Source organism: Williamsia sp. Y721, from assembly GCF_059683565.1.
The window spans coordinates 231,745-244,296 of record NZ_JCASNH010000001.1; the positions used below are offsets into that span (position 1 = coordinate 231,745).

Here is a 12,552-nt window from a genome sequence, read left to right on the forward strand (position 1 = left end):
ACGGCGGACGGATCGGCGTGACGAATCGCACCGATGGCGGGCGAGTGTCCGCTATCGGCCGCTAGGGTCGGAAACATGGCCAGTGCAAACACAACAGTGACGCTTTCCGATGGTGTTGTCGCCGGCGTACGCGACGGCGACATCATTCGCTGGCGGGGGATCCCCTACGCCGCCCCGCCGGTGGGCGACCTGAGGTTGCGTGCTCCGCAGCCCGCGATCGGATGGACGGGGGTGCTGGAGGCGAACAGTTTTGGCAACGCGCCGCCGCAGAATCCCAAATACGCGCTCGTCGAGCGCGGCAAAAAGCAACCGGTCAGTGAGGATTCGCTGATCCTTAATGTCGTGGCGCCGGAGCAGGCGTCGACCGAGCCCCTCCCGGTGATGGTGTTCATCCACGGTGGTGCCTACATTCTCGGGTCGACGGCCACGCCGCTCTACTACGGTCACGACCTCGTCCGCCGCGGCGACGTCATCTTCGTGTCGATGAACTATCGGCTCGGCCCGTTGGGATACGGCGATTTCACCGAACTGTCCACGCCCGAACGGCCGTTCGAGTCCAATCTCGGGTTGCGCGATCAGGTGGCCGCACTGCAGTGGGTGCAGGACAACATCGCCGAGTTCGGGGGAGATCCGGGCAATGTCACCATCTTTGGCGAGAGCGCAGGCGGAAATGCCGTCACCACACTGATGGCCACTCCCGCGGCCGGTGGACTGTTCCACCGTGCGATCGCCGAGAGTTCGGCGCCGATCCTCACGCTGCACCAGCACTTCGCGCACAAGTGGGCGCGCAAGCTCACCGAACTCCTGTGTGCCGACATGGGAGTGGACGATCCGGCGCAGGCGCTGGTGGATGCCTCGCTCGCCGAGATCGGCCGGGCCGGGCATCGTCTGGCGCGCTGGGTGACCACCGACACCCCGGGACTTCTTCCGTTCGGCCCGGTGGTCGACGGCGACTATCTGCCGCTGGCGCCGGTCGACGCCTTTGCACAGGGGAAGGCGCATAAGGTCCCGATGATCATCGGGACGAACCGCAATGAGGGCACGTTGTTCAAGCGGCTGCCGCAGGGGATGCTGTCGAGCGAGGAATCGATCACGGCGATGTTCGCGGCCACCGAACCCGACGCGCAAGAGCGCATCACCGGGGCCTACGGCCGTTTCCCGCATCCTCGATCAATGGTCAAGTTCGGCGGCGACTACATCTTCTGGGTGGGCACGATCGCGGTGACCGAGGGACATGCGCAACATGCACCCACCTACGCCTATCGGTACGACTACGCCCCGCGCCTGCTGAAGTTGTTGGGGCTCGGTGCAACACATGCGACCGAACTGTTCGCCGTCTTCGGGATCTATCGCGGTAAGGCCGGCCGATTGCTCGCACGGGGTGGCGATCGCCGCAACGCTCTGCGCGTCACGGACGAGGTTCAGGATCAGTGGTTGGCATTCGCCAAAACCGGTGAGCCGCTGGAATCCTGGCCGCGCTACACTCCGAAGGTCCGCGCCACCAGGATCTTCGACACACATTCGTATGTGGAAATCGACCCCTACCGCGCCCGTCGTGAGGCGTGGGCCGGATTCGGTGATTATGTGGCCACGATTTCGGGAGCCGAAGAGGCCACGGAGACAATGGAGAAGGTATGAAGCGAGTTTTCACTTCGGTCGCTGACGTTCTGGAGTCGGTCGGTTCTGAGGTCGGCAAGAGTGATTGGCTCGAGATCACGCAAGATCGAGTCAACCTGTTCGCGGACGCAACCGGCGATCACCAGTGGATCCACGTCGATGTCGCAAGGGCCAAGACGAGCCCCTTCGGTGGGACGATCGCACACGGCTTCCTGTCCCTGTCGCTGCTCCCGATGCTCGGCGCCCAGATCTACGGCTTCGACAACGTGAAGATGGCACTGAATTACGGCAGCAACAAGGTTCGCTTCCCGGCACCGGTTCTTGTCGGGTCGAAGGTCCAGTTGACCACCACGCTTGCGGATGCAACCGAATTGCCCAACGGCGGTGTCCAGGTCGTCTTCGGTCACAGCCTGGCAATCGAGGGCGGTACCAAACCGGCACTGGTCGCGGAAATGGTTGTCCGGGTTCTTTTTTGACAGCCACGCACACGACCACTGCATGGTGTCGCGGAGCAGCAGGGATACTGCTGGCCGCGGCACTGCTCGTCGGGTGTACCGATTCCGGGGATGATTCGTCCGATGATGGCTCAGTCGCCATCACCACGTCGCCGTCGACAACCGGTGTGAGCGCAGCGCAACCGTCGGTCGAAACGGCGCCGGCTTCGGTCTATCTGCCGCCGTTCATCAGTCGGGTGGAGTGGGCGCAGACCGATCAGGGGCCGAGTCTGCAGGTCTTTCCCACCGAATCGGGCCGATATGTGCCAGGCGAAAGCGAACTCGACGCGGCCTGGTCCGAAGTAGTCGCGTTGGACCAGACCGCCGACAGCCCGGGTATGCGTGATCAATTCGCTTGCCACTGGCGATTTGCCAGACTTGTAGAACCGGAGAAGACCAGCTGGAATCTGGAGCCCTGGCGACCGGTGGTCTCCGGGTCCATGATGATCGCCGACCGGTGTAACCCGGGCGGAGCGGAAGAGACGATTCCGTGAAAAGCCCCTCCACTCCTGCCGATTCGGCTCAGGCCGGCGTCGGGATCCGGGCGACCTGACCGACGCGCAGTACCCCCGCCGGATCATGGCGGTCGGCCAGCGCGCCGAGCCACGCGAGGGTGTCTTCGTCGTAGCAGCGGGCCAACCGCTCCGGGCTGCCGCCCGGGTCGAAGTTCGGTAGCTCGCCGATGGTCCACGGCGCAAACGCCTCGACGATCGACGCGGCGTGTGGCGCCACATGTTCGGCGATCGGCGGCGCCAGGACGCCTACCGTGAACAGGTGATAGGGGGCCTGGCGATGACAGAACGCGCTGCGGTGCGCGGCGGGTCGGGCCATCGCACCGCCGAAGCGACGGATCTCGACAACCACCTGCGGTGACTGGGAACCGGGGCCGGCCAGAGAGAGCAGGCTGTTGATCGCACTGTCGTTGAGTTCGCTGAAGAGCGTGGCATTTTCGAACGTGGGCATCGGATCGACCGGGTCCGCGTGGATAGCGCCCATCGCGGCATAGGGCATCACCGCGACGGCATCGATGAGCGGAGTTGCCGCCGCGCGCATGGGTGCGAAGAGCGCCTCTGCGTCGGCCGGATCGGCCAACGAAGCGTATCGGACCGCAACGGTGAGTTTGCCCGCCAGCGGCGGCGGAACCTCCGGGAGTGGCGGCAGCTGGAGCAGTGCGATGGAAGTGTTGGCGTGCTCCGGCAGATCGATGCTCCAATCCCGCCAGGCGTGAAGGATCTTCGCGGCATCGGCTCCGTCGAAATAGAGCGCACCGCCGTAGAACTCGGCGATGGGCAGCAGGTCGATCTCCACCGAGGTGACGATGCCGAGGGTGGCCTTGCCCCCGCGCAATCCCCAGAAGAGTTCTGCGTGGTTCTCGGGCGTGACGTGCAGGATCTCGCCCTGGCCGGTCACCAGCTCGAAGGAGCGCACGTGATCCGAGGACAGACCGACGGTCCGAACGAAGGGGCCGATGCCGCAGCCGGTGATGAATCCGACCACCCCGACATCGGGTGCGGAACCGGCCAGGCCTGCCAGACCGTGCGGTGCGGCCTCGTCGATGACCCGCTGCCATTTCACCCCGGCCCCTACCCGGGCCGTGCGGGCCTGCGGATCGATCGCCAGGTCGGACAGTGCGCTGGTCTGTACCAGGATGCTGCCCTGATCAAGTGGTAGCGCGCCATGTCCGGTCGCGTTGACGGCAACGGTCAGTCCGTGCTGGGCGGCGATCCGCAAGGTGGCGGCGACATCGGCGGCGGACTCGACGAACACTGCCGCGTAGGGCGCGGTCGGGACCGCGACATTCCACGGGATCGCCCGTTCGAAACCGGGCTCACCCGGGCGGACAACCGCGCCTGCGACGGCTGCCCGCAGGTCCGCGGCCGGGTCGGTACCTGTGTTGTTGGGGGTGGTGACGGTCATCGTGATCGGTTCCTTCGCTCGAGATCCGTAACTGATGGCGCCAGCATGCGCGTGAGCACTTGGGAGGTTCTTGGTGACGGCGTTCAAGAATGTTTCAAGAATCGACAGCCGTTGGTCGCGATCGCGCGTGAGCTACCGCGCGGTGCGCAAGTGCTGCAATTGCTTCTTCACACCGGCCATGCCCAGCTGCGCGGCCTGCGCTTCGAGGTTTTCGAGTTCGTCTGACTTCTGCTCGTCCGGCGCCCGTAGTTGCCAGTCGAGAACCCGGCACCGCAGCAGTGTGGGCAGTCCGCCGGTCCGCTCTGCGATACCTGCTGCCACCGCGATCGATTCTCTTGCCGCGGCGCGGTTTCCGGTGAGTCTGTGTAAGCGACCCAGAGCCAATGCCACCGGGCCGACGTTGCCGAGCTGCCCGATCAGGCCGATGTGGTCGGTGAACGGTTCGAGTTCGGTGACGAATTCGTCTGCGTACTCGGTCAATTCGAAGTCGGCCACCACGTGCGCCAGGGCCACCGCGTGACCGAGGGTGTGCCAGACGTGTGCACCGCGCGTGGCCTGCCGCTGCGCGACCAGGGCAGCGGCGAGTGTTCGATCCACCGGCGCGCCGGGTATGCCTGCGGTGCCGGCGGCGATCACACCGCGCATGTTCGTGTCCTCGGCAGCGGCGGCAACATCGGTGATCCACTCCTGTGCGCGGAGGACGCCGATCTCGGTGATGGTTCCGAGTTCGCGGCTCAGCGACATCAGGGACATGTCGGCCTGCCCGGTCTCATACAGCTCGGTCTGTTCGTGAACACGTTTGGCGATCGCCTGATGCTGTTGTGCCAGCGCAAAATCACCGGTCCAGACAGCGACCACAACCTCCATCCAGCGAAGTTGAGCGCGCAGGATCGGCAGGTTCAGTTCTTCGCTGCCCGCGATGGCCTGCCGCAGGTGGTGCTCAGCGGCCGCGACGTCCCCAAGTGTGAAGGTGGCCATCGTTCCGATCGAATGGGCGATGACCGCGTCGAAGCTGGCCTGGCGATGATTCAGCGCGAGCAGTTCGTTGATGAGCGCGACGGATTCGCCGGCATGCGTGGCGACGCCGGAGAAGGTGATCAGCCGGGCCATCATCACCTCGGCGATGATGTCGGGGTCGTCGGTCATTGCGGCGAATTCTTCTGCGCGAGCGATCAATTGCGGGGCAAGGGTCGGATCGGGGTGGTAACTGTGGCCGACGCTCAATGCGCCAAGGACCTGCGCCCGTTCGGCAGGCTCGTCGGCAACGGCCTGCTCGGCGCGGGCGAGCAGTGCCAGCAGTGGCGCGGGATCGGACGCAGGCGACACCCACGGCCAGCCACCACCCGAGCGCAGCAGCGATCCGGCGAGTTTCCCGACGGTGGAGGGTTTTTCGGCGCGAACCGCGGCCGTCAGGGCCGCTTCCACGGTTTCGAGCACGGTCTGGCCCCGTCCGGCCCGTGACAACGCCTCGAGCAGCGATACGGTCAGGCCATCGCGTTGTTCATCGATCTGTTCGGCGGCCGGCAGCAGTGCGTAGGCGGTCAGGGCATGCTGCCACCAGTATGCGGCGGCCTCTGAATTCCACCGCGCCACAAAGTCTTCCGCAGCAGCGGTGCAGGCCAGGACCGCCTGCTCGGGCTCGACCAGCGGCAGGGCGGCCATCAGGTGGTGAGCACGCCACCCGAGTGTTTCGGCCCTGTCGGTGTCGGCAAGGATCGCGGCGACCTTGGCGTGCGCCCGCTTGCGTCGCATGGCGGGGAGCTGGGCCAGGATCTCTTCGCGCAACAGACCATGTGCGAACGCATAGCTGTCGGTACCAGGGGCCGCGGTGATGATGCGTTCGTCGGCGGCAGCGTCGAGTTGATCCGCGACGGAGTCGATGTCGATGCCGGTTGTGCGCGCCAACAATGCGATGTCGATGGTGTCGCCGATGACGGCTGCCATTCGGAGCGTCTGCAGCACATCGGGTTCGAGAGCGGTCAGACGCAACCCGAGTACAGAACGTACGGCCACCGGGAGTTCGCCGGAATTGCGTTCGTCTGCAGGCAGTCGAGCGTATTCGGAGACGAACAGGGGGTTTCCGCCCGTACGCCGATCCAGTGTCTCGACTTCGTCGGCATTCAGCGTCTCTGTCGCGATCTCGTTGGCGAGCGCCGCCACCTCGATCCTGTCGAGTGCGGGCACCACGATCTGGCGGTTGCCGGTACCGCGTGCGACAGCACTGAGAAGTCGGGCCACTGCCGGGGCGTGCTCGCCTTCCCGGAGAGTGATCAGGAATGCGATCGGGTGGTGGTGTACGGCAGTGGCCATCGATGCCAGTGCCCCGACCGACATCGAGTCCGCCCATTGGACGTCGTCGACGATCACCGCGATCGGATGTGACGCACCCGCGCGTTCGATGATCAGTTGCACTCGGTCGTAGACGGTGAACCGGGCGGTGTCGGCGTCGACGTCGCCGCTGGTGGCGAGGACTTCACCGGGTTCGGCGCCGAGCGCGTTGACCAGTTGTCGGATCGGCCACCACGACGGTGCACCCTCTTCTGGATTGCGGGCCCAGACGGCGTGCCCACCCTTCGCTTTCAGGAGGTGGGCGGCCTCGTCGGCGAGTCGGGTCTTGCCGATACCGGGAGGACCCATGAAGACCATCCAGCGCGTGTTCCCGGCGACGACCTCCTCGAGCAGCTTGCCGATATCGGCGAGCTCGCGGACGCGCCCGACCAGGCCTCGGTGGGCCGGGATCTCAGCGTTCGGCGGCACCTGCACCGGAGGCGTGTGGTCCGGGGTGCGGAGCTCACCGGCGCCGGACCAGATCGGTTTGCGTGGCCACGCGATCAATTCGGGATCATGGCGCAGGACCGCACCTTGCAGGTTTCGGATCTCCACACTCGGCTCGAGGCCGAGGTCGGTGTCGAGCCGCTGAGTGTGATCGGAGAACACCTCGAGAGCCTCGGCGGAGCGACCGGCCCGGTGCAGGGCGAGCATGTGCAGCCAGCAGCTGTGGTCGCGATACGGCTGCGCATTGCGCAGCGCCACGACATCGGCCAGGGCCTGGGACAACCGGCCCAACGCGAGCAAGGCGGTGATCCGGTTCTCCATGCAGCCGCTACGGATCTCCTCGAGTCCGGCCGCCTCGGTCCGCACCCAATCCTCATCGCCCTGTCCGTCGAGGAGTTCACCGCGCCACAGATTCAACGCCTGCTCGGCGGCATCGAATGCCGAAGCCCACGCCTCGTTGTCAGCGTGCTGCCGGGACGCGTTGGCGAGATCGAGGAACTCGCTGACGTCCACGTCGGAGTCTGCGACGTCGAGTATGTAGCCGGTGGATTCGCGCCGGATCGGGGACGTACCCGCATCGTTGCGGAGGGCACGGCGCAGATTGGAGATGTAGGCCTGCAGGCTCGAGGTCGCGCTCGGCGGCGCCTGCTCACCCCACAGTGCGTCGCAGAGGCGGTCCGTCGACACCACCTTGCCGCGGTGGATCAGCAGGATCGCGAGGATCGTCCGTTGTTTGGGAGAGCCGAGATCGACTCGTACATCGCCGTGGCCGCTGGAGTCTCGGAGTACCGCGAGCGGGCCGAGTAGCTGATAGCGCATGCCCACCCTTCACCACTCGAAGCTCACCGATCGCCGCTCGGGGTGTTGATCCAACCCCGGTAGGGGCCATTCGGAGCGGTGAATTCAGAGCTTAGGTGACGTGTGCACTCAAAGGGAACGGCCGATCGGCCTAATTTCCGGTGTTCGTCCTGGTTTTACGTCAGCGCCCGGTCGACGTTTGCCTGCGTTGTCCGGCGGCCGGCATTACGAGAACGACGGGTGCCGACCACTCGGCAGATCATGTAGATCGCAAACGAGATCGAGGTGACAAACACTGAGGGAGGCAATCCGGGCGCCAGCGACAAGATGATCCCGGCGATCGCCGCGATTTCCGCGAACAGGATCGAGAGCCCGAGGACCGCCGTCGGATTCGACGACACCCGCATCGCGGCGGCGGCCGGCGTGATGATCAGCGACATCACCAGCAGCGCACCGATGATCTGAACGCTCTGTGCCACCGCGGCACCGAGCAGGACGGCAAACACCACCGACAGCAACCGCATCGGCACGCCGCGGGCCTCGGCGACCCGTGGATCGGTGCTGGCGAACAGCAGCGGACGGTAGATGATCGCCATCACGACAACCACGACGATCGTGGTGATCACAACGGCCGCGACCCCCTGGGCTCCGGCGGTCACCGCCTGCCCGGTGAGCAGGTTGAAGCCCGCGCCCGTGCGGCCGTAGAGGGCGATGAACAGCACGCCCAATCCCAGCCCGAAGGCCATCACCACGCCGATGACCGAATCCCGTTCGCGCACACGGTTTCCAAGGAGTCCGAAGATGATCGAGGCGATGATCGCGCCGATCAGGCCGCCGAGGTTCACGCTGATCCCCAACAACAGCGCGGCGGCCGCGCCGGTGAAGGTCAGTTCTGCGGTGCCGTGCACGGCGAAGGCCATCTGGCGGCTGACGACCATCGGGCCCAGGATCCCGCCGAGGATGCCGAGCAGGGCGGTGGCCAGTAGTGCTTGCTGCACGAAGTCGTACGAGAGGAGATTGGCGGTCTCGGCGAAATCGAAGAGGTCGGACCAGTTGCGGTTCACTCGGATACCTCGGTTGACGGTGCGGACGAATGGTCACCGTGGCAGGCAGATTCATCGGCCCCGACAACTACGAGCCGGTCCTGGACGCGCAGGACGTCGACGCGGGTCTGGTACAGCTCGCTCAGTGTTTCCGACGTCATGACCTCGGCCGGTGTGCCGATCCGGAAGCGGCCGTCGACGAGGTAGACCACCCGGTCGACGTACGGCAGGATCGGGTTGATCTCGTGGGTCACGAACAGAACCGCGGTGCCGTGATCGCGGCGGCGGCGGTCGATGAGCGCCGCGACCCGACTCTGGTTGGCCGGATCCAGGCTCAGCAAGGGCTCGTCGCAGAGCAATACCGCGGGGTTGCCCGACAGTGCTTGTGCGACGCGAAGACGCTGCTGCTCACCACCACTGAGCAGACCCAGCGGTGCGTCGGCGAAGTCGCGGGCGTCGACCTGCGCGATGGCATCGTCGACAAGGGCGTTGCGGCGCTTGCGATTGCGAAGTCCGAGACCCCATGCCTGACCGTCGACACCGAGGCCGACGAGGTCTCGTCCGCGTAGCGGCAGGCCCTCGTCGTGGGTCTGTTGCTGGGGGATGTAGCCGACTCTGCTGTCGCCGCTGCGCAAGCCACGACCCTCGACGGTGACCGTCCCGGCGTCCAGAGTGTATTTGCCCAGAAGGGTTTTCAGCAGCGAGGTCTTACCCGAACCATTGGGGCCGAGGATCGCGATGAACTCGCCGCGCGCCACCGTGAGGTCGAAGTGATCCCACAGGACCCGTTGTCCGAACGACAATCGTGCGCCCGTGATCGTGACCGCGGCGCCACGGCCTGCGGTTTGATGCACGGTTTTCAGGCCATCGGCAGCGCGGTGATCGGTTGTTCTGGGTGGTGTCGCGGGGGCCGGTTCTGGCTCGGTCATGTGGTGGATTGCCTTATCGAGAAGTGCTGGTTGCGCTGGCCGCCAGGGCCGACGACAGTGCCTCAACATTAGCCCGCTGCCACTCGATGTAATCGGTCGTGCCCGCCGGAAAGGTCTCGGTGAAGTCGACGACGGGGACTCCGGCCTTCTCGGCGATGGCGAGCAAGGCCTTTGTGCCGTCGTCAACGGCCTGGGTGTTGTAGATCAGTGCGCGGGCCTCACGGCTGGAGATCAATTCCTGGGTCGCGGCGACGTCGCGGGCCGACGGCGATTGCCCGGACTCGACCGCATCCTGAAGTCCTGCCGGGGTGATGTCATCGAGTCCGGCTTCGGTCAGGAGATACCCGGCCAGCGGTTCGGTCTGGACAACCTTCGCTCCGGGGTTCGCGGCCTTGATGGCCGCCAGCTCACCGCGCAGCTCATCGATCTGCTCGTTGAACGCCGCGGCGTTGTCGCGGAAGTACTGTGCATTGGCACTGTCCTTCTCGGACAACGCATTTGCGATGCTGTCGGCAACCTGGCCGACGACGGTCAGGTTGTAGAAGACATGTTCGTTGACCGCGCCGGGAGCGTGACTGTGGTCGTCCTCGGAGTGATCCTCGCTGCTGTGTTCGTCGCCTTCCATGATGTCGAAGGCATTGACCACGATCGCTTTCGAGTTCTTCGCCGCGGCTTCCATATAGGCGTCGTAGTGACCACCGTTGAGGACCACCACACCGGCGTCGGCGACCTTGGCGGTGTCCTTGGCGCTCGCTTCGAACTCGTGCGGATCGCCGTCGGGTGAGGTGTAGAGCGACGTCACCTCGGCGTGCTCACCACCGACGGCCTCGGCGACCGAGCCCCAGACGTTGGTCGATGCGACCACGGAAACCTTGCCGTCCGCGGTGGTTCCGCCGTTGTCGGAGGAACAGCCGGCGGCCACGCCGACGGCCAGGGTCAGGGCGGTGGTGACCCCCAGGAGTCGGGACCAGGTTGCCATTGCAGGACCTTTCGCATCAGTGGACGGTGTTCCGCGCAGGGCTGAGGTGCGCGACCATCTAACAGATGCTAATGATAACCGTTACCGACAACTTGTGAAAATCAGTACCGATTGACGATCGCTGGCGTGACGAACCGCTGGACGATTTCGCGTTCCTCATCCGCGTCTGCGCCCGGCGTGGTCAGCAGCGAGATGACAATTCGCACGATGAACCGGGCCTGCAGGGCAACCTCGGCCTCGGATGAGGACGTCTCACCGGCCAGCATCTCGACAGCGGTCTTGTTGACGAGTTCCGACGACGTGCCCATCGCACCTGCCAGCCCGGCGGCCTCCGGGCTGAACCAGCTGTACATGACCGGGTCGGCGCGGACCCCTTCAATCGAGGTAAGGATGGATTCGGTGATGCGTTCGCCGACGTCTTCGATGTCGGCGATGCGGAGGGCCACCGCTGCCGACAGGGCACGAGCCCCGCGTTCGACATAGGCCAGGTGCAGATCGGAACGAGACGCGAAGTAGCGGTAGAGGGTGGCCCTGGAGCAGCCGGCGGCAGCGGCGATCTGGTTCATGTTCACCGCGGCGACCCCGTGGGTCACGAACAGATCGCCTGCGACATCGAGGATGCGGGCCGCGGCGGTCTCGGTTCTGCTGGCACCGAGCCAATCCGCACCCTGGGCGCTCTCGGGGTGACGAGCGGTCTCGGGAGATCTGCGGCTCATGGGCCGACGGTCACGTGCATGGTGGTCGGTCGGCGTACGTAATTACCCGTTGCGTAGGCGATCGATCCGGGATCGACGGTGAACTCCGGACAGCGCGCCAACAGTTCGGTGAGTGCAACGCGGGTCTGCATCCGCGCGGCCGCCGCCCCGAGGCAATAGTGGGCGCCGCGGCTGAATGTCAGGATCTGCCGTGGACGACGGGTGATGTCGAGGCGGTCCGCATCGTCGCCGAATGCTCGGGGATCGCGGTTGGCCGAGCCGTAACAGAGCATGACCTTGCGTCCGGCCGGGATCGTGTGATCGCCGACCGTGACATCGGTGGTGGTGGTCCGGGCCAGGCCCTGCACCGGTGAGGTCAGACGCAGGAACTCGTCGACCGCATCGTCGATGAGTTCCGGATTCTCGACGAGCGCCGCCCGTTGATCCGGATGCGCGCCGAGCAATTCGGTGGCGCCGCCGAGAACGCCGGTGGTGGTGTCGTTGCCGCCGGCAACCATGGTGAAGGTGAAGGCGAGGATCGACAGCAACCCCTCAGTGCTGTCGTCCTCGCCTACGCCTGCATCCACCAGATGGGAGATCGTGTCGTCTCCGGGGTGTGTGCGCCGGTACTCGATGAGCGTGCCGAAATAGGCCATCATCTCGAGTACTGCGGCGGTGGCGGTGTCGCCGGCCTTGCTCAGGTCGGAGGTGTCTGCGCCGACGATCGCCTCGGTCCATCCGTCGAATGCCGTCCGGTCCGATTCGGGGACGCCGAGGTAGTGCGCAACAACCATGGATGGCAACGGTTTATAGAGGTCGGTGACGATATCGCCGCCACCGGATCCGACCAGCGCATCAATCCCGGAGCGGACGAACTCGCGCACCGCGGGTTCGATCTCGTGGACCTGTTTGGGGGTGAACCCGCGGGACACCAGCTTGCGGAAAGCAGTGTGGACCGGCGGATCCTGCATCACCATCGGTGGATTGTCCGTCAGCCCGATGCTCTCCAGCTCGCCATAGGTGGTGGTCAAGCCGCCGGATGAGGTGAACGTACGCCAGTCGTCGGCGGCATTGGAGACGTCGGCATGGCGTGTCAGCACCCAGAAGTCGTGGGCGGGATCGGTTGATCGAACGCGATGGACGGGATCGTGGTCCCGTAGATCGGCGTACATCTGCCAGGGATCACGCCAAGTGTCGCCGGAACGCAGCACATAACCCGCCGCGTGCGACACTTTCGTTGACATGTCTCAAGCGTGAGACATTGGCCGCCTTGTGTCAACCATTAATCGACATCTTGCCTTTTCG

10 protein-coding genes are annotated in these 12,552 nt (G+C 65.4%); 3 read left to right on the plus strand and 7 right to left on the minus strand.

The window, feature by feature from the left end:
* Positions 1 to 75: 75 nt before the first annotated feature.
* From AC56PL_RS01080 to AC56PL_RS01090, 3 genes are read left to right on the plus strand one after another with little or no spacing between them, the layout of a single operon-like run.
* Complete coding sequence (locus AC56PL_RS01080) at positions 76 to 1,638, plus strand: carboxylesterase family protein (protein WP_495514591.1); 1,563 nt, start codon at positions 76 to 78, stop codon at positions 1,636 to 1,638.
* Positions 1,635 to 2,093, plus strand: a complete 459-nt coding sequence (locus AC56PL_RS01085) for a MaoC/PaaZ C-terminal domain-containing protein (RefSeq protein ID WP_495514592.1) — start codon at positions 1,635 to 1,637, stop codon at positions 2,091 to 2,093. Before AC56PL_RS01080 ends, AC56PL_RS01085 begins: the two co-directional genes overlap by 4 nt.
* Complete coding sequence (locus AC56PL_RS01090) at positions 2,090 to 2,605, plus strand: DUF2599 domain-containing protein (RefSeq protein WP_495514593.1); 516 nt, start codon at positions 2,090 to 2,092, stop codon at positions 2,603 to 2,605. Before AC56PL_RS01085 ends, AC56PL_RS01090 begins: the two co-directional genes overlap by 4 nt.
* Before the next feature lie 28 nt (positions 2,606 to 2,633).
* Here the strand turns inward: AC56PL_RS01090 and AC56PL_RS01095 are convergent, their stop codons facing one another.
* The 7 genes from AC56PL_RS01095 to AC56PL_RS01125 all read right to left on the minus strand — a co-directional run bounded on the left by AC56PL_RS01095 (position 2,634) and on the right by AC56PL_RS01125 (position 12,491).
* Positions 2,634 to 4,028 carry an FAD-binding oxidoreductase gene (locus AC56PL_RS01095; RefSeq protein WP_497152775.1) on the minus strand — a complete coding sequence of 465 codons (1,395 nt, stop codon included), beginning with the start codon at positions 4,026 to 4,028 and terminating at the stop codon, positions 2,634 to 2,636.
* Positions 4,029 to 4,160: 132 nt separating this feature from the next.
* Positions 4,161 to 7,622, minus strand: a complete 3,462-nt coding sequence (locus AC56PL_RS01100) for an ATP-binding protein (RefSeq protein WP_497152776.1) — start codon at positions 7,620 to 7,622, stop codon at positions 4,161 to 4,163.
* Positions 7,623 to 7,777: 155 nt separating this feature from the next.
* Positions 7,778 to 8,665 (minus strand): metal ABC transporter permease, encoded by an 888-nt coding sequence (locus AC56PL_RS01105; RefSeq protein ID WP_497152777.1) that lies wholly within the window; start codon positions 8,663 to 8,665, stop codon positions 7,778 to 7,780.
* Positions 8,662 to 9,573, minus strand: coding sequence for an ATP-binding cassette domain-containing protein (locus AC56PL_RS01110; protein WP_495514597.1), 912 nt, complete (start codon positions 9,571 to 9,573; stop codon positions 8,662 to 8,664). Before AC56PL_RS01110 ends, AC56PL_RS01105 begins: the two co-directional genes overlap by 4 nt.
* 13 nt (positions 9,574 to 9,586) lie before the next feature.
* Positions 9,587 to 10,552, minus strand: a complete 966-nt coding sequence (locus AC56PL_RS01115) for a metal ABC transporter solute-binding protein, Zn/Mn family (protein WP_497152778.1) — start codon at positions 10,550 to 10,552, stop codon at positions 9,587 to 9,589.
* A 101-nt stretch (positions 10,553 to 10,653) separates the two neighbouring features.
* Positions 10,654 to 11,268: a TetR family transcriptional regulator gene (locus AC56PL_RS01120; protein WP_495514599.1), complete on the minus strand. Its 615-nt coding sequence runs from the start codon at positions 11,266 to 11,268 to the stop codon at positions 10,654 to 10,656.
* Entirely contained in the window at positions 11,265 to 12,491 is a 1,227-nt protein-coding gene (locus tag AC56PL_RS01125) for a cytochrome P450 (protein ID WP_497152779.1), read from the minus strand. Before AC56PL_RS01125 ends, AC56PL_RS01120 begins: the two co-directional genes overlap by 4 nt.
* Positions 12,492 to 12,552 lie beyond the last annotated feature (61 nt).

Excerpts from the sequence above, each read along its gene's own strand:
- AC56PL_RS01080 (WP_495514591.1), top strand. The coding sequence starts at position 76 with ATGGCCAGTGCAAACACAACAGTGACGCTTTCCGATGGTGTTGTCGCC.
- AC56PL_RS01115 (WP_497152778.1), bottom strand. The coding sequence starts at position 10,552 with ATGGCAACCTGGTCCCGACTCCTGGGGGTCACCACCGCCCTGACCCTG.
- AC56PL_RS01125 (WP_497152779.1), bottom strand. The coding sequence starts at position 12,491 with ATGTCAACGAAAGTGTCGCACGCGGCGGGTTATGTGCTGCGTTCCGGC.
- AC56PL_RS01085 (WP_495514592.1), top strand. The coding sequence starts at position 1,635 with ATGAAGCGAGTTTTCACTTCGGTCGCTGACGTTCTGGAGTCGGTCGGT.
- AC56PL_RS01120 (WP_495514599.1), bottom strand. The coding sequence starts at position 11,268 with ATGAGCCGCAGATCTCCCGAGACCGCTCGTCACCCCGAGAGCGCCCAG.
- AC56PL_RS01100 (WP_497152776.1), bottom strand. The coding sequence starts at position 7,622 with ATGCGCTATCAGCTACTCGGCCCGCTCGCGGTACTCCGAGACTCCAGC.
- AC56PL_RS01095 (WP_497152775.1), bottom strand. The coding sequence starts at position 4,028 with ATGACCGTCACCACCCCCAACAACACAGGTACCGACCCGGCCGCGGAC.
- AC56PL_RS01110 (WP_495514597.1), bottom strand. The coding sequence starts at position 9,573 with ATGACCGAGCCAGAACCGGCCCCCGCGACACCACCCAGAACAACCGAT.